The sequence below is a fragment of the Shigella sp. SIG3 genome (assembly GCF_053555855.1).
Map to the genome: position 1 here is coordinate 1 of NZ_JBQZXE010000087.1, position 16,088 is coordinate 16,088.

Below are 16,088 nucleotides of genomic sequence, written 5' to 3' on the forward strand. Positions count from 1 at the left end.
CGGTAATGAGCCATATACCGTTTAATATCCTGGCCTCGTGCTGAAAATCTAATTTATTGCTGTTTTGCGAGTATGATTCCATTCTTTTAGTTGTCCTTAGAAAAAATATTAATATTCACCATCAATAAATTTAAAACCACGCATACAAAATACTTTTGTTTTTATGGATACGGAAAACGATTCCGCTCGCTCATAAGGCATATTTTATACCTGGTACTTGTTAAGTGTCGTTTTTAGTAAGAAAAAAATCCCGACACATGGCCGGGATAGTGATGGTGAAAAAGAATTAACGGCGGTTGCCGAAGATCCGTAACAACATCAGGAACAGGTTGATGAAGTCCAGATACAAGGTTAACGCGCCAAGAATGGAATATTTGCGCAGGTTCGACGTGTCGCGGGTATCAATCTGCTCACCCATATTTTTCAATTTCTGAGTGTCATACGCCGTCAATCCGACAAAGACAATCACGCCGATGTAGGTAACTGCCCACATCAATGCTTCGCTTTTCAGCCAGAAGTTGACCAGCGATGCCAGCACAATGCCGATTAACGCCATAAACAGCATATTGCCCAAGCCACTTAAATCGCGCTTCGTGGTGTAACCGTACAGGCTCATTGCGCCGAACATCCCGGCAGTAACGACGAAAGTACTGGCGATAGAAGCAGCGGTATAGACAATGAATATACTGGAAAGCGTAAGACCCGTCAGCGCCGAATAAAGCATAAAGAGCATCGTCGTTACACCTGCGCTCAGCTTTTGAATCATCGCTGATAACACAATAACCAATGCTAATTGCGCGATGATCAGACCGATTAAAAAGACACGGTTAGTGAACAACAGCTCCATCACGGCCGCGGAATTAGCCGCATACCAGGCAACAAATGCGGTCAGCAACAAGCCAACGGTCATCCAGCCATAGACTTGCGCCATATAAGTTTGCAAGCCAGCCCGGGGTTGTACGATTGAATCAGAACGTGGGAATCTGTCCATGACGATCTCCTGAAGATATAAGGAATATCTTAAGGATACTGCAAAATGATGAGGCTGTGCATCGACGCAGCGTAAACGCATGTACTGAGCGGTGAAATTGCCGGACGCAGCGGTGCCTTATCCGGCTAACAAAAAACTACCAGCGTTTTGCCGCCTGCAGATCGCTCTCCCGGGCTTCAACCCAGCGGTCGCCTTCCGGCGTGGCTTCGCGCTTCCAGAACGGTGCGCGGGTTTTGAGATAATCCATAATAAACTGCCCGGCTTCAAACGCACTGCTGCGATGCGCACTGGTGACACCGACAAAAACGATTTCATCGCCCGGCCATAATTCCCCGATGCGGTGAATCACCGTGACGCGCCCCAGCGGCCAGCGGTTACGCGCTTCATCAACAATTTCTGCCAGTGCTTTTTCAGTCATCCCCGGATAGTGTTCGAGGGTTAATGCTTTGACGCTGTCGCCCAGGTTATGGTTGCGCACCTTTCCGGTGAAGGTGACTACCGCACCGTCTTCGTCACGCTCCGCCAGCCACGGGTACTCTTCTCCTACGCTGAACGGCTGCGGGCCGACAACAATTTTGGTTTCTGCCATCTTAACCTCCGGTTACCGGCGGGAGGAAAGCTACTTCGTCGCCGTCAGTCAGCGGATGGTCAAAACTCACCAGCGTCTGGTTGACGGCAGCCAGCAATTTGCCATCTTCCAGCGCCAGCGCCCAGCGATCGCTCTGCGCAGCCAGGTGCTGGCGTAACGCTTCAACGGTTGGGTAATCCGCAGCCACTTCGGTTGCATCTGTTCCCACCAACTCGCGCACCTGGGCGAAAAAAAGAACTTTAATCATCCGCTTCCACCTTAAAGTCACCCGACTTGCCGCCGCTCTTCGCCAGCAAACGTACCGGACCAATCACCATATCTTTTTGCACCGCTTTGCACATGTCATAAATGGTCAGCGCCGCCACGGAGGCCGCGGTTAACGCTTCCATTTCGACACCGGTTTTCCCGGTCAGGCGGCATAAGGTTTCTATACGCACCCGATTGTGCTCCGGCTCGGCCTGTAAATTGACTTCAACTTTGCTGAGCATCAGCGGGTGACACAGCGGGATCAGATCCCAAGTGCGTTTTGCCGCCTGAATACCGGCAATACGCGCAGTGGCAAATACGTCGCCTTTGTGGTGGCGACCATCAATAATCATCGCCAGCGTCTCGCTGCGCATGGTGACAAAGGCTTCCGCCCGCGCTTCACGCACGGTTTCCGCTTTGGCGGAGACATCCACCATGTGCGCTTCGCCAGCGGCGTTGATATGGGTCAGTTGCGACATACTTATTTCTTCAAATGTGGATGGAAATTACACGGACGCGTACGGGCATCCAGCTGCGGCGCGATGATATTTTCCCATGCGGTACGGCACGCTTTGGTCGAACCCGGCATGGCGAAAATCAGCGTTTTGTTAGCGACGCCCGCTACCGCACGAGATTGCAACGTGGAAGTGCCAATCTCTTCAAACGACAACATACGGAACACTTCACCAAAACCTTCAACCTCACGGTCGAACAACGGCAGCAGCGCTTCGGGAGCCTGATCACCTTCCGTCAGGCCAGTACCACCCGTAATCAATACCACTTGTACATCGTCGCTGGCGATCCACGCAGATACCTGAGCGCGAATAGCGTAGCGGTTTTCTTTCACAATGGCTTTATCGACAACGTGATGGCCCGCTTCTTGCGCCGAATCGCGCAGATAGTGACCGGAGGTATCGTCTTCTTCACCGCGACGATTAGAAACCGTAAGAATAGCAATACGGGTCGGGATAAATTCAGTGCTTACCTGACTCATCTGATCTCTCCTTTTGACGTTTTAGCCGCCAATGTACGATAAGTTTTGCGTAATACCGGTGTTGTTTTGATGCAGGAAATGGGTCTGTTTCTTCTCCCGCAGCGCCGCTGAAATACGCGCTTCCAGCGCCTGTTGCTGGGTATCGTCTTCCAGCAGATCGCGCAGGTTAACGCCGCCTTCACCAAACAGGCAGAGATGGAGTTTACCAATGGAGGAAACGCGCAGGCGGTTGCAAGTGGCGCAGAAGTCTTTTTCATACGGCATGATAAGGCCAATCTCTCCGGCGTAATCTGGATGGCAAAAGACTTGCGCGGGACCGTCGCTGCGTTGACGTAATTGGTGGATCCAGCCGCGACGCAGTAGCTCGTCACGCAGAACCTGACCAGAGATGTGATGCTTACGGAAGAGCTCGCTGCCCTCGCCCGTTTCCATCAGTTCGATGAAACGCAGCTGGATAGGGCGATGCTGGATCCAGTTCAGAAAGGTGTCGAGCTGGTGATGATTAACATCACGCATCAGCACGGTATTGACTTTGACCTTCTCAAAACCGGCCTCAAATGCAGCATCAATCCCTGCCATGACCTGGTTGAATTTATCCTGCCCGGTAATAGCGTGAAACTGGCGGGCGTCCAAACTGTCGACACTGACGTTAATGCCAGTAAGTCCCGCATCGCGCCAGTTCGCCACATCGCGTTCCAGACGGTAACCATTGGTGGTGACCGCAATCTGGCGGATAGCGTCGTTTTCCCGCACAGCGGCGATGATATCGGTAAAGTCGCGGCGTAAAGACGGCTCTCCTCCTGTCAGGCGCACTTTTTCGGTGCCCAGGCTGGCGAAGGCGCGCGTAACCCGGCGAATTTCATCGACGGTAAGAAAGCCTTTATTGGTGACGCCGCTCGGTTTGTAGCCATCCGGCAGGCAGTAGGTGCAACGAAAGTTACACACATCGGTAATCGACAGGCGCAAGTAGTAAAACTTACGCGCAAATGCATCAGTCAGTTGTGAAGCCATGTACACCTTTCCAGATACGGGAGGCGAAGTCATTTCTTCCTTCGCCCTGGTGGCAATCTTTACGAGCATTGTCACGGCCAAAGCACCGTATCAGTTGACCCAGGTGCAGAGGCTAGAGTGTTTAGTGGTTAAGCCGATACTAGCGTGTAAATGAGATTTTTACCATCCACACTTTCGCTATGCAATCATGTATATAGCGTCATGATCGTGCTATTTCGCTACAGAATAAGGGAAAATGGCGGTTTTACTTTGATATACATCATCAGGGAGGCATAGCGTGCATCGTCCTTTAGAGATAGAAGAAAATAGTTTGTATCCTCAATATTGGCAGGTTAATTGCTGTTTCCCCGCAATTTGCGCTACTGTAGCGCGGATAATCTGACTCCAGGAAACTATATGCGCAATCGTACGCTGGCTGATCTTGATCGTGTCGTTGCTCTCGGCGGAGGGCATGGACTGGGACGCGTTCTCTCATCACTTTCGTCTTTGGGTTCTCGTTTAACGGGTATCGTCACCACCACGGATAATGGTGGCTCGACGGGGCGTATTCGCCGTTCAGAAGGCGGCATTGCTTGGGGCGATATGCGCAACTGCCTCAACCAGCTGATAACGGAACCGAGCGTCGCCTCCGCGATGTTTGAATACCGTTTTGGCGGCAATGGCGAACTTTCCGGTCATAATCTCGGAAACTTGATGTTAAAGGCGCTGGATCACCTTAGCGTGCGGCCTCTGGAAGCCATCAATTTAATTCGTAATCTGCTGAAAGTGGATACGCATTTGATTCCAATGTCAGAGCATCCTGTTGATCTGATGGCGATTGACGATCAGGGGCATGAAGTTTACGGCGAGGTCAATATCGACCAGTTAACTACGCCGATTCAAGAGTTATTGTTAACGCCTAATGTACCCGCAACGCGTGAGGCGGTTCACGCTATCAATGAAGCGGATCTCATCATTATTGGGCCTGGCAGTTTTTATACCAGCCTGATGCCAATTCTGCTGCTGAAGGAAATCGCCCAGGCATTACGCCGCACGCCAGCGCCGATGGTTTATATCGGCAATCTGGGGCGTGAGTTGAGTTTACCTGCGGCTAATTTGAAGCTGGAAAGCAAGCTGGCAATTATGGAGCAGTATGTTGGTAAAAAGGTCATTGATGCGGTCATCGTCGGGCCAAAAGTGGATGTCTCGGCGGTGAAAGAGCGGATTGTGATCCAGGAGGTACTGGAGGCCAGCGATATTCCGTATCGTCATGACCGCCAGTTGTTACATAACGCGCTGGAAAAGGCGTTACAGGCTTTAGGTTAACGGAAATCCGAAGGAAAATTCCGGCTTCCTATTGAAGACAAAGTGCGCGTTGTTTATGCCGGATGCGGCGTGAACGCCTTATCCGGCCTACAAACCGCGCAAATTCAATATATTGCGGAGAAAATGTAGGCCTGATAAGCGTAGCGCATCAGGCTGTTTTCCGTTTGTCATCAGTCTTCTTCGCTATCCTGTTACGATGCGGCAATAAACAACTCACGCAACTGATGCAACTGGTCACGAATTTGTGCCGCTTCTTCGAACTCCAGATTCTGCGCGTGTTGCATCATCAGCCCTTCCAGTTCATGGATTTTCTGCTGCAACGCTTTCGGCGACATATCCATCGGCACATTATCCGGCTCAACAATCGGGCGCGATTTTCCTCTGCCCTTCGCTTTGGTTTTGGCAATGTTCTGCCCCAGCGCCAGGATATCGACCACTTTCTTGTTCAAGCCTTGCGGCGTAATGCCGTGTTCCTCGTTGTACTTCTGCTGTTTCTCACGGCGACGTTCGGTTTCGCCAATCGCTTTCGCCATTGATGGAGTGATCTTATCGCCGTAGAGAATCGCTTTACCGTTAACGTTACGTGCCGCACGACCAATGGTCTGGATCAACGAACGTTCGGAACGCAGGAAGCCTTCTTTGTCAGCGTCGAGGATCGCCACCAGCGACACTTCCGGCATATCCAGACCTTCACGCAGTAAGTTGATCCCTACCAATACGTCGAACTCACCCAGACGCAAGTCGCGGATAATCTCCATACGCTCGACGGTGTCGATATCTGAGTGAAGATAACGCACGCGCTCACCGTGTTCTTCGAGATATTCGGTAAGATCTTCCGCCATTCGCTTGGTCAGTGTGGTGACCAGCACGCGTTCGTTAATTGCCGCTCGCTGACGAATCTCCGAAAGAAGATCATCAACCTGTGTCGCCACCGGCCGCACTTCGATAATCGGGTCAAGCAATCCGGTTGGACGCACCACCTGATCCACCACATCGCCGCCGGATTTTTCCAGCTCGTAATTACCCGGCGTCGCCGAAACATAGATGGTTTGCGGCGCTAATGCTTCGAACTCTTCAAACTTAAGCGGACGGTTATCCAGCGCTGATGGCAGGCGGAAGCCGTACTCCACCAGTGTCTCTTTACGCGCCCGGTCACCGCGATACATGCCGCCAATTTGTGGAATGGTGACGTGAGATTCATCGACGACCAGCAGCCCATCGGCAGGCAGGTAATCAAACAGCGTCGGCGGTGGCTCACCCGGTCCACGACCGGAGAGGAAGCGCGAGTAGTTTTCAATCCCCGAACAGTAGCCCAGCTCGTTCATCATCTCCAGATCAAACTGGGTACGCTGGGTCAGCCGCTGCTCTTCCAGCAGTTTGTTGTTTTCCAACAGCACTTTGCGTCTGGCGGCCAGTTCTTCTTTGATCTCCTCCATCGCCTGTACGATGCGCTCGCGCGGTGTGACGTAGTGCGTTTTCGGGTAGATGGTAAAACGTGGAATAGTGGAAACAATCTGCCCGGTCAGCGGGTCAAATAACGACAATCGTTCCACTTCCTCGTCAAACAGTTCCACGCGAAGTGCAATGTCATCCGATTCTGCCGGGAAGATATCTATCACCTCGCCACGAACGCGGAAAGTACCACGCTGGAATGCTTGATCATTACGAGCGTATTGCAGCTCCGCCAGTCGGCGCAGAATCGCGCGCTGATCGATAATCATACCGACCGTGAGATGGAGCATCATCTTGAGATATAAATCAGGATCGCCCAGACCATAAATCGCGGAAACAGACGCCACTACAATCACATCACGCCGCTCCAGCATCGCTTTGGTGGCGGACAAACGCATCTGCTCAATATGTTCGTTAACCGAGGCATCTTTCTCAATGAAGGTGTCGGAACTCGGTACATAGGCTTCCGGCTGATAGTAGTCGTAGTAGGAGACGAAATACTCCACCGCGTTTTCCGGGAAGAACTCTTTCATTTCGCCATACAGCTGGGCCGCCAGCGTTTTGTTGGGCGCAAGTACCATGGTTGGGCGCTGAAGGTCAGCAATGACATTGGCAATGGTGAAGGTTTTCCCGGAGCCAGTCACGCCAAGTAACGTCTGGTGCGCCAGGCCATCTTCCAGCCCCTCTTCGAGACGTCGAATCGCCTCTGGCTGATCGCCAGAAGGTTTAAAAGCGGAATTCAGTTTGAACGGTTTACTCATGAGTCGCTACCTGAAGGAGTTGGGCGGGCAGGTATGTAATTTTACTCGTCGTACTTAATTATGCCAACAAATTATACTGGATAAAAAAACAGTTCATCACCATAATATTTCTGATACAGCGTAAACTCCGCTGTCAATCATGAGCAAAATTTACTCTGTGGCGAGATAAAACTCCGGCCTTACCGGGTTATCCCCAAAGCAACGGCTTTTTTAACATTTGTCAAGATGAGTGATGACAGTTTTATGGCAAGAGATGCCTGTACAGTGACTGCCATTGCATTTATCTAACCAGTTAAAAAATAAAAGATATTTCTTTGAGCCGTCTTTAACGCCAATTCGCGTGCAAGCCGCGTATTCTCTCGCTTGCCTCGTGTTTTCTAACTCTAATACACATGGTTATCCACAGGAATAGTGGATAACTGTCTCCAGCCCCTATCCCCCGCCGCCTGGGCAATTCCCACATTCGCCGCATGAGGCGGAAGTAAAATTTTTTTCGTGATTATTTTAGAATTTAATTGGTTAAATTGCAGTCAATCGAAGACGCAATCTCGCTCGCAATTTAACCAAATACAGAATGGCTACAACAAGGCAAGGTTTATGTACTTTCCGGTTGCCGCATTTTCTGGATTTTCTGCAAGCCAGGGGATCTCTCCCAGCAGCGGCGCGGGAATCATGCGGGTGAGCGTGGTCATATATTCAGCGTGACGTTTTCCCGGAGGCGTAACATCGTTCGCCACCCAACCCGCCAGAGTCAGTCCGGCGTGTTGTATTACCTGCGCAGTCAACATCGCGTGATTAATACAGCCGAGTTTCACACCAACTACCAGTATCACCGGCAGTTGTTCCTGTGTTACCCAATCTGCAAAAGTGAAAGTGTCAGAAAGCGGCGTAAACCAGCCGCCAGCACCTTCCACTAACACCCAGTCAGCCTGTTGTTCAAGCGCGCGTAATCCGGCGCTCATTACCAATGATTCTATCGGCCTGCCCTCTTGGGCGCTGATGATGTGCGGCGAGGTGGGTTCTGCGAAGGTGTAAGGATTTACCGTTGCGTAATCCAGCTGCAGGCTGCTGTTGTGCTGTAACGCCAGCGCGTCACTATTACGTAAGCCTTCCGGGGTCTTTTCGCTGCCAGAGGCGACCGGTTTATAACCTGCCGTCCGATAACCTACTGCCTTCGCGGCTTGTAAAAGTGCACAACTGGCGACGGTTTTCCCCACTTCGGTATCCGTTCCGGTGACAAAATAACGTTTACTCACGAGCAATCACTCCCAAAAAAAGATGATACGTCAGAGGATATCGCCCCTGTTGTTGCGGCCAGGCCAGTTGCAATCGCTGCAACTGCGAACGCGTTAATATTCGCGGGTCGCGCCCTTCATGAAGATGCGTAGCACCGATGCCTTTCAGCGAACGCATGGCACTGAGCGCATCATCAAACCATAGTGTGATGAGCTGAATATGATGTTGATAACGCACGCCGTTCAGCGACTCTTCGATTTCATCTGGCGGTAAAAAGCGATTAGCATGCGGACGCTCGTCCACCGCCTGCCGCGCCTGATGCAGTTCGGGTAACGATCCCTGCACCAGCGTGGTAAACGCGACCACGCCTCCGGGGCGCACCACCCGATACAGCTCGCGGAGTGCCGTGGATAAATTACCGCACCACTGCACCGCGAGATTGCTCCATGCAAGATCGAACGTCGCAGTCGCTAACGGCAGGGATTCGATATCTCCCGCCAGATAATGATCTGCGGCATCTTTATGGCGGGCTTGCGCAAGCATTGGCGGCGAGAGATCTAACGCCGTCACCTGCGCGTGACGTTCCCGCCAGTGGCGGCTCATCCAGCCAGGTCCACAACCCGCGTCCAGTACGTGGGTGTATTTACGCTGTGGAAGCATTGCCAGTAAGGCGTCAGCACTCTGGCGCTGTAGATCTGCATGTTGCTCATAGTGTGCGGCTGCCCGACCAAATGCCGCTGCAATGGCTTGTTTATTAACCGTTGCCATGCAGCACCTCCAGCAGACGGTCGATATCCTGCATTTCATGCGCAGCGGTTAGCGTTAAGCGAAGTCGCGCAGTACCAGCGGGTACGGTTGGCGGGCGAATCGCCGTGACCCAGCAGCCTTGCTGGCGCAGTTTTTCTGCCAGTTGTAACGCACGGCTGTTATCACCGACGATCAATGGCTGGATGGCGCTGCATGAATCAGCCAGCGTAAACGGCAAATCCTGTACTCCGGCACGAAAACGCGCAATGAGTGACACCAGTTTTTCGCGCCGTGCATCCCCCTCATCACGGCGAATGACCGCCAGCGACGCACGTAATGCCTGCGCCTGAGCGGGCGGCATACTGGTGCTGTAGATAAGGTGGCGGGCGAATTGCAGCAGATAATCCGCCACCGTACTTGAGCAAAGCACCGCAGCCCCACTGACGCCAAATCCTTTGCCAAAAGTCACTACCAGCAATTCTGGTTTTACCTTTTGCAGCCAGCAGCTGCCGCGCCCCTGCTCCCCGATAACGCCCGTGCCGTGGGCATCATCGACCATCAACCAGCCATTGTGCTGTTGCGTTACCTGCTGGATTTCCGCCAGTGGCGCGCTATCGCCGTCCATGCTGAACACGCCTTCTGTCACCACCAGTTGCTGCCCCGGACAGGGGGAAGCAAGCAGTCGCGCCAGATGAGCGACATCGTTATGAGTAAAACGGCGAAGCTGCGACGGGCTTAAACTGGCAGCCTCCAGCAATGAGGCATGGCTAAGCCGGTCGGCAACAATACGGTCCTCTTTCGCCATCATCGCGGCAATGACTGCCTGATTCGCGGCAAAACCAGAGATAAACAGCAGCGCCCGCGAATAGCCAAGCCACTCGGCCAGTTCTTCTTCCAGCGCCTGATGCACCACGCTATAACCGCTGACGTGACCGGAGCCGCCGCTACCGATGCCAAATTGCTCCGCCCCCTGCTTCCAGGCACGGATAATTTGCGGATGATGGCTTAAACCTAAATAATCGTTACTGGAAAAGTTCAGATACTGGCGATCATCCGCCACCAGCCAGCGTCCGGCTCCTTGCGCCACCGGATAACGGCGACGCAGGGCATCGGCAGCACGCCGCGCATCGAGCGCCGCGTTGATTTTCTCCTGCCAGCTCATAATGCTGCCGCGTTGTAATATTCGTCGGTGTCCGGGGTCATCAGCGCCTGTCCAAGACGTTGCTGTTGTTCGTTATCCCCTGCCAGCACGGCAGTTTGCTGCGGATTTAGCCCCAGTTTGCGGAACAGTTGCAGGTCTTTATCTTCTTCCGGATTCGGCGTGGTCAGCAGTTTGCAACCGTAGAAAATCGAGTTTGCGCCTGCCATAAAGCACATCGCCTGAGTCTGTTCGTTCATCTGCTCGCGTCCGGCAGAAAGGCGCACGTAAGAGGTCGGCATCATGATCCGCGCTACGGCAATGGTGCGAATAAAATCAAAGGCATCAACGTCATCGTTATCGGCAAGCGGCGTGCCTTTCACCTTCACCAGCATGTTGATTGGTACGCTTTCCGGCGGCGTCGGCAGGTTTGCCAGTTGCAGCAATAATCCGGCGCGATCTTTTACCGTTTCGCCTAAGCCCACAATGCCACCTGAGCAGACTTTGATCCCGGCATCGCGCACTTTTTCCAGCGTATCGAGGCGTTCCTGATAAGTGCGTGTGGTGATGATATTGCCGTAAAACTCCGGCGAGGTGTCCAGGTTGTGGTTGTAGTAATCCAGCCCGGCGTTCGCGAGGCGCTGCGCCTGAGATTCACTCAACGTGCCCAGCGTCATACACGCCTCCAGCCCCATCGCTTTTACCCCCTGCACCATTTGTTCCAGGTACGGCATATCGCGTTCGTGGGGATTCTTCCATGCCGCGCCCATACAGAAGCGCGTCGATCCTGCCGCTTTCGCTTTGCGCGCCGACTCCAGCACCTGTTCAACTTCCATCAACCGCTCGGCTTCCAGCCCGGTTTTGTAGCGCGAGCTTTGCGGGCAGTATTTGCAATCTTCCGGACAAGCTCCGGTCTTAATCGACAGCAACGTGCTGACCTGCACCTGACGAGGATCGAAATGCTGGCGATGCACCTGCTGCGCTTCAAACAGCAGATCCAGCAACGGTTTTTCAAATAATTCTGTGACTTGCGACAATGTCCAGCGTGGGCGGTGAGCCATGGGGCTTCTCCAAAACGTGTTTTTTGTTGTTAATTCGGTGTAGGCTTGTAAACCTAAATCTTTTCAATTTGGTTTACAAGTCGATTATGACAACGGACGATCTTGCCTTTGACCAACGCCATATCTGGCACCCATACACATCCATGACCTCCCCTCTGCCGGTTTATCCGGTGGCGAGCGCCGAAGGTTGCGAGCTAATTTTGTCTGACGGCAGACGCCTGGTTGACGGTATGTCGTCCTGGTGGGCGGCGATCCACGGCTACAATCACCCGCAGCTTAATGCGGCGATGAAGACGCAAATTGATGCCATGTCGCATGTGATGTTTGGCGGTATCACCCATGCGCCCGCCATCGAGCTATGCCGCAAACTGGTGGCAATGACGCCGCAACCGCTGGAGTGCGTTTTTCTCGCGGACTCCGGTTCCGTAGCGGTGGAAGTGGCGATGAAAATGGCGTTGCAGTACTGGCAAGCCAAAGGCGAAGCGCGCCAGCGTTTTCTGACCTTCCGCAATGGTTATCATGGCGATACCTTTGGCGCGATGTCGGTGTGCGATCCGGACAACTCAATGCACAGCCTGTGGAAAGGCTATCTGCCAGAAAACTTGTTTGCTCCCGCCCCGCAAAGCCGCATGGATGGTGAATGGGATGAACGCGATATGGTTGGTTTTGCCCGCCTGATGGCGGCGCATCGTCATGAAATCGCAGCGGTGATCATTGAGCCGATTGTCCAGGGCGCAGGCGGGATGCGCATGTACCATCCGGAATGGTTAAAACGAATCCGCAAAATGTGCGATCGCGAAGGTATCTTGCTGATTGCCGACGAGATCGCCACCGGATTTGGTCGTACCGGCAAACTGTTTGCCTGTGAATATGCAGAAATCGCGCCGGACATTTTGTGCCTCGGTAAAGCCTTAACCGGCGGCACAATGACCCTTTCCGCCACACTTACCACGCGCGAGGTTGCAGAAACCATCAGTAACGGCGAAGCCGGCTGCTTTATGCATGGGCCAACTTTTATGGGCAATCCGCTGGCCTGCGCGGCAGCAAACGCCAGCCTGGCGATTATCGAATCCGGCGAATGGCAGCAGCAGGTGGCGGCTATTGAAGTGCAGCTGCGCGAGCAACTGGCACCAGCCCGTGATGCCGAAATGGTTGCCGATGTGCGCGTACTGGGGGCAATCGGTGTGGTCGAAACCACTCGTCCGGTGAATATGGCGGCGCTGCAAAAATTCTTTGTCGAACAGGGGGTATGGATCCGGCCTTTTGGCAAACTGATTTACCTGATGCCGCCCTATATTATTCTCCCGCAACAGTTGCAGCGTCTGACCGCAGCGGTTAACCGCGCGGTACAGGATGAAACATTTTTTTGCCAATAATGGCGATAAGTTGCCGCATCGTCATGTCTTTAACGGCATGGGTTACGATGGCGATAATATTTCACCGCATCTGGCGTGGGATGATGTTCCTGCGGGAACGAAAAGTTTTGTTGTCACCTGCTACGACCCGGATGCGCCAACCGGCTCCGGCTGGTGGCACTGGGTAGTTGTTAATTTACCCGCTGATACCCGCGTATTACCGCAAGGGTTTGGCTCTGGTCTGGTAGCAATGCCAGACGGCGTTTTGCAGACGCGTACCGATTTTGGTAAAACCGGATACGATGGCGCAGCGCCGCCGAAAGACGAAACCCATCGCTACATTTTTACCGTTCACGCGCTGGATGTAGAGCGTATTGATGTCGATGAAGGAGGCAGCGGCGCGATGGTCGGGTTTAACGTTCATTTCCACTCTCTGGCAAGCGCATCGATTACCGCGATGTTTAGTTAATCACTCTGCCAGATGGCGCAATGCCATCTGGTATCACTTAAAGGTATTAAAAACAACTTTTTGTCTTTTTACCTTCCCGTTTCGCTCAAGTTAGTATAAAAAAGCTGAACGAGAAACATAAAACGCTGTAAATATCAATATGTTATGAAAGATTTAGTCTAAATAATAGACTGCATAATACTACAAAACACAACATATCCAGTCACTATGAATCAACTACTTAGATAGTATTAGTGACCTGAGGCAGAGCATTAGCGCAAGGTGATTTTTTGTCCTCTTGCGCTAATTTTTTGTCAACGGACTGGGTTAGTTGAATTTACAACCATGCTAAGTATCTCGATAAGCGCAGAGAAATGATGCAGTGGTGGGCGGATTGGCTTGATGAGAAGGTTAGGTAGGCAAATCCATGCCTGAGCAGAGCCTTGCCCTCTACCTGAGCCCATGCTCATTCTTTGGCCTCAACGCGAGCATGACCTCACTGGCTGGACCCAAAATGGACTATGACAGAAAGATCTGATATTTTTCCTCGCAAAAACTTAGAGGCTTTATTTTAATGCATAAGAGCAACTGCTTTGACACGGCAAGGCTTGTGGCAGCTATGATGGTTCTGGTCAGTCACCACTACGCGCTCTCTGGGCAGCCGGAGCCGTACCTGTTCGGCTTTGAAAGTGCTGGCGGCATTGCAGTTATCATATTCTTTTCAATATCAGGATATCTGATTTCAAAATCAGCTATCAGGAGTGATTCCTTTATTGATTTCATGGCTAAAAGAGCGAGAAGAATATTCCCGGCGCTGGTCCCTTGCTCTATACTGACATATTTTTTATTTGGATGGATACTTAACGACTTCAGCGCAGAATATTTTAGCCATGACATTGTCAGGAAGACCATAAGCTCTATTTTTATGAGTCAGGCTCCAGATGCTGACATTACATCACATTTAATTCATGCCGGAATTAACGGCAGTTTGTGGACCCTACCGCTTGAGTTCCTGTGTTATATAATAACGGGAGTAGCAGTTGCCCTACTAAAGAACGGAAAAGCATTCATAGTTATACTGTTGGTTTTTGTTTCTCTTTCATTAATTGGAAGTGTGTCAGAAAACAGGGATGTAATGTTCTCTATTCCGTTATGGCTGTATCCTTTGCGTGGACTGGCGTTCTTTTTTGGTGCCACTATGGCAATGTATGAGAAGTCATGGAATGTAAGTAATGTTAAAATTACTGTAGTTTCTTTGCTTGCTATGTACGCCTACGCTAGTTATGGCAAAGGCATTGATTATACTATGACTTGCTATATCCTGGTTTCATTCTCGACAATAGCCATATGCACATCCGTTGGCGACCCACTGGTTAAGGGCAGGTTTGATTACTCGTATGGTGTGTACATTTATGCATTCCCGGTTCAGCAGGTTGTTATAAACACATTGCACATGGGTTTTTACCCGTCAATGTTGTTAAGTGCCGTGACTGTTCTTTTCTTGTCCCATCTTTCATGGAATCTGGTTGAAAAAAGATTCCTGACACGAAGTTCGCCTAAATTATCCCTGGATTGAACAATAAAAGGGGCCATATGGCCCCTAAAATAATCAGATGGCCAGATACTCAACCATTGAAGGCAGCGCGACTCCTACTGGGCTTGGGCGAGTAACATTAATTGTCACCACGGAAACACTAACCTTGTCACCACTTGATGCAGGGTCACCAAAAAGGCTTCTTACTCTGTATGTCAGGTTCCCCGGGTTCGGTATAGCTGCAGATCCGCTTGTGGCACCTACCGCAACTGGGACATTAATGATCCCATTTACAGACGGTACGCCTGAACAGCCACGATACGTATTGTATCTGCCTTCCGGTTTCTGCACCTCGGTAATGCCAGCCAAATAACAGTCAGTAACTGACACGCCACCGCTACGAAGATAGCGTAGAGGCTTATTGAATATGCACTTATCGAAAGAAACACATTCATTGATGTCGACAATATTTACAGCCCATTCATCACCAGTTAACGTACAACCACTTACAAAGACGAAGATCGCCGACTGTTCTATCGCTATACTTTGATTGTTTGCAGCCGTGTTTTTGTTTGCAGTGTTGATATGAACACCACTGACAATTTTATGTGACTGCGTTGAGGTCGGCGTTCTAAAATATATCCCCGTAAATTGTTCAGTGCCATCGGCATCTGCTGCTATCCATGAGTTTGAGAAAGAAAATCCTCCGTTTACATTCTCTATAACCACGCCTGTTGAACCGCAATAATCTAAATCCAGTTGTTCCATATGCAAATCAAGGCAATCATGAACATAGACGGCATTTTTAAAACCAATGCACATGGTCTCACTGTCTAAAATTATTGCTTCTGACCTAACTGCCTCTGACGACCACGCATACGTTTGAGGCTGAATCCTGATGCCAAAGCTTTCATCAGCAGAATAATTTCCTCTGCTGAAATGGCAGGAGCTGACACTAACACTTACGCACTGGCCTAAAAAGTGAAGACCGACTCTACAGGTTCCAGCCTGACATGCTATAAATTTTGAGTGCCAGAGCCCTTGCATTAAATAAGCGGTTTCAACTTCATTCACCATTACATTATCAAATACCCAGCCATAAACCTGTCTGATGACAGAGTCTTCTGCTGTAATGTTTGTGTCAATACCATTGCAGGTGTTATTACCAGTTACTCGTATATTTCTCAGATAACGGCCGATAGTGTCTGAATCATAAGACA

At 51.2% G+C, this 16,088-nt stretch carries 15 protein-coding genes, 3 pseudogenes and 1 riboswitch; of the genes and pseudogenes, 5 read left to right on the forward strand and 13 right to left on the reverse strand.

The genetic code is table 11. The features are described 5' to 3' along the window. From ACUU1I_RS14690 to moaA, 7 genes and pseudogenes are all read right to left on the reverse strand, one after another. Positions 1 to 82, reverse strand: a pseudogene (locus ACUU1I_RS14690) (Bax inhibitor-1/YccA family protein); the annotation flags it as partial. A gap of 204 nt (positions 83 to 286) precedes the next feature. Then, the gene (locus tag ACUU1I_RS14695; RefSeq protein WP_005067163.1) at positions 287 to 991 is read right to left on the reverse strand and encodes a Bax inhibitor-1/YccA family protein; all 705 of its coding nucleotides are present in this window, start codon (positions 989 to 991) and stop codon (positions 287 to 289) included. A gap of 136 nt (positions 992 to 1,127) precedes the next feature. After that, entirely contained in the window at positions 1,128 to 1,580 is a 453-nt protein-coding gene (gene moaE, locus ACUU1I_RS14700; RefSeq protein ID WP_000852286.1) for a molybdopterin synthase catalytic subunit MoaE, read from the reverse strand. A 1-nt stretch (position 1,581) separates the two neighbouring features. Next, the gene (moaD, locus tag ACUU1I_RS14705; protein ID WP_000598625.1) at positions 1,582 to 1,827 is read right to left on the reverse strand and encodes a molybdopterin synthase sulfur carrier subunit; all 246 of its coding nucleotides are present in this window, start codon (positions 1,825 to 1,827) and stop codon (positions 1,582 to 1,584) included. Then, positions 1,820 to 2,305 carry a cyclic pyranopterin monophosphate synthase MoaC gene (gene moaC, locus ACUU1I_RS14710; RefSeq protein ID WP_000080885.1) on the reverse strand — a complete coding sequence of 162 codons (486 nt, stop codon included), beginning with the start codon at positions 2,303 to 2,305 and terminating at the stop codon, positions 1,820 to 1,822. Before moaC ends, moaD begins: the two co-directional genes overlap by 8 nt. Positions 2,306 to 2,307: 2 nt before the next feature. After that, entirely contained in the window at positions 2,308 to 2,820 is a 513-nt protein-coding gene (moaB, locus tag ACUU1I_RS14715) for a molybdenum cofactor biosynthesis protein B (protein WP_000084639.1), read from the reverse strand. 21 nt (positions 2,821 to 2,841) lie between these two features. Next, positions 2,842 to 3,831: a GTP 3',8-cyclase MoaA gene (gene moaA / locus ACUU1I_RS14720; protein WP_001295301.1), complete on the reverse strand. Its 990-nt coding sequence runs from the start codon at positions 3,829 to 3,831 to the stop codon at positions 2,842 to 2,844. Beyond that, a riboswitch (molybdenum cofactor riboswitch) is annotated at positions 3,819 to 3,963 on the reverse strand. It overlaps the preceding gene by 13 nt. 264 nt (positions 3,964 to 4,227) lie before the next feature. Between moaA and yvcK the strand changes: the two genes are divergently transcribed. Continuing rightward, positions 4,228 to 5,136 carry a uridine diphosphate-N-acetylglucosamine-binding protein YvcK gene (gene yvcK, locus ACUU1I_RS14725; RefSeq protein ID WP_001295302.1) on the forward strand — a complete coding sequence of 303 codons (909 nt, stop codon included), beginning with the start codon at positions 4,228 to 4,230 and terminating at the stop codon, positions 5,134 to 5,136. A 191-nt stretch (positions 5,137 to 5,327) separates the two neighbouring features. On the opposite strand, the gene uvrB is transcribed toward yvcK, so the two are convergent. The 5 genes from uvrB to bioB form a co-directional block, all read right to left on the reverse strand. After that, positions 5,328 to 7,349 (reverse strand): excinuclease ABC subunit UvrB, encoded by a 2,022-nt coding sequence (gene uvrB / locus ACUU1I_RS14730; protein ID WP_000042517.1) that lies wholly within the window; start codon positions 7,347 to 7,349, stop codon positions 5,328 to 5,330. Positions 7,350 to 7,927: 578 nt separating this feature from the next. Further along, positions 7,928 to 8,605 carry a dethiobiotin synthase gene (gene bioD, locus ACUU1I_RS14735; RefSeq protein WP_000044870.1) on the reverse strand — a complete coding sequence of 226 codons (678 nt, stop codon included), beginning with the start codon at positions 8,603 to 8,605 and terminating at the stop codon, positions 7,928 to 7,930. Next, on the reverse strand, positions 8,598 to 9,353 hold the full coding sequence (gene bioC / locus ACUU1I_RS14740; RefSeq protein ID WP_000246759.1) for a malonyl-ACP O-methyltransferase BioC: 756 nt from the start codon (positions 9,351 to 9,353) through the stop codon (positions 8,598 to 8,600). The genes bioD and bioC overlap by 8 nt, the downstream gene beginning before the upstream one ends. Then, entirely contained in the window at positions 9,340 to 10,494 is a 1,155-nt protein-coding gene (bioF, locus tag ACUU1I_RS14745; RefSeq protein WP_000118810.1) for an 8-amino-7-oxononanoate synthase, read from the reverse strand. The genes bioC and bioF overlap by 14 nt, the downstream gene beginning before the upstream one ends. After that, complete coding sequence (bioB, locus tag ACUU1I_RS14750; protein ID WP_000951214.1) at positions 10,491 to 11,531, reverse strand: biotin synthase BioB; 1,041 nt, start codon at positions 11,529 to 11,531, stop codon at positions 10,491 to 10,493. Before bioB ends, bioF begins: the two co-directional genes overlap by 4 nt. 86 nt (positions 11,532 to 11,617) lie before the next feature. Here bioB and bioA point away from each other — a divergent pair, with 86 nt between their 5' ends. The 4 genes and pseudogenes from bioA (at position 11,618) to ACUU1I_RS14770 (ending at position 14,910) form a co-directional block, all read left to right on the forward strand. Further along, positions 11,618 to 12,907: an adenosylmethionine--8-amino-7-oxononanoate transaminase gene (bioA, locus tag ACUU1I_RS14755; protein WP_005048541.1), complete on the forward strand. Its 1,290-nt coding sequence runs from the start codon at positions 11,618 to 11,620 to the stop codon at positions 12,905 to 12,907. Next, positions 12,885 to 13,355, forward strand: coding sequence for a kinase inhibitor (locus tag ACUU1I_RS14760; protein WP_449144851.1), 471 nt, complete (start codon positions 12,885 to 12,887; stop codon positions 13,353 to 13,355). Before bioA ends, ACUU1I_RS14760 begins: the two co-directional genes overlap by 23 nt. A gap of 314 nt (positions 13,356 to 13,669) precedes the next feature. Further along, positions 13,670 to 13,753, forward strand: a pseudogene (locus ACUU1I_RS14765) (hypothetical protein); the annotation flags it as partial. A 155-nt stretch (positions 13,754 to 13,908) separates the two neighbouring features. Continuing rightward, positions 13,909 to 14,910 (forward strand): acyltransferase family protein, encoded by a 1,002-nt coding sequence (locus tag ACUU1I_RS14770; protein WP_000549610.1) that lies wholly within the window; start codon positions 13,909 to 13,911, stop codon positions 14,908 to 14,910. Positions 14,911 to 14,943: 33 nt separating this feature from the next. Here ACUU1I_RS14770 and ACUU1I_RS14775 read toward each other — a convergent pair. Further along, a pseudogene (locus ACUU1I_RS14775) lies at positions 14,944 to 16,088 on the reverse strand (phage tailspike protein); the annotation flags it as partial.

Bases quoted from the DNA above. Each gene is read 5' to 3' on its own strand.
- moaD (WP_000598625.1), bottom strand. From the start codon at position 1,827: ATGATTAAAGTTCTTTTTTTCGCCCAGGTGCGCGAGTTGGTGGGAACA.
- moaA (WP_001295301.1), bottom strand. From the start codon at position 3,831: ATGGCTTCACAACTGACTGATGCATTTGCGCGTAAGTTTTACTACTTG.
- yvcK (WP_001295302.1), top strand. From the start codon at position 4,228: ATGCGCAATCGTACGCTGGCTGATCTTGATCGTGTCGTTGCTCTCGGC.
- bioA (WP_005048541.1), top strand. From the start codon at position 11,618: ATGACAACGGACGATCTTGCCTTTGACCAACGCCATATCTGGCACCCA.
- bioB (WP_000951214.1), bottom strand. From the start codon at position 11,531: ATGGCTCACCGCCCACGCTGGACATTGTCGCAAGTCACAGAATTATTT.
- uvrB (WP_000042517.1), bottom strand. From the start codon at position 7,349: ATGAGTAAACCGTTCAAACTGAATTCCGCTTTTAAACCTTCTGGCGAT.
- moaE (WP_000852286.1), bottom strand. From the start codon at position 1,580: ATGGCAGAAACCAAAATTGTTGTCGGCCCGCAGCCGTTCAGCGTAGGA.
- ACUU1I_RS14695 (WP_005067163.1), bottom strand. From the start codon at position 991: ATGGACAGATTCCCACGTTCTGATTCAATCGTACAACCCCGGGCTGGC.
- ACUU1I_RS14770 (WP_000549610.1), top strand. From the start codon at position 13,909: ATGCATAAGAGCAACTGCTTTGACACGGCAAGGCTTGTGGCAGCTATG.
- moaC (WP_000080885.1), bottom strand. From the start codon at position 2,305: ATGTCGCAACTGACCCATATCAACGCCGCTGGCGAAGCGCACATGGTG.
- bioC (WP_000246759.1), bottom strand. From the start codon at position 9,353: ATGGCAACGGTTAATAAACAAGCCATTGCAGCGGCATTTGGTCGGGCA.
- ACUU1I_RS14760 (WP_449144851.1), top strand. From the start codon at position 12,885: ATGAAACATTTTTTTGCCAATAATGGCGATAAGTTGCCGCATCGTCAT.
- bioF (WP_000118810.1), bottom strand. From the start codon at position 10,494: ATGAGCTGGCAGGAGAAAATCAACGCGGCGCTCGATGCGCGGCGTGCT.
- moaB (WP_000084639.1), bottom strand. From the start codon at position 2,820: ATGAGTCAGGTAAGCACTGAATTTATCCCGACCCGTATTGCTATTCTT.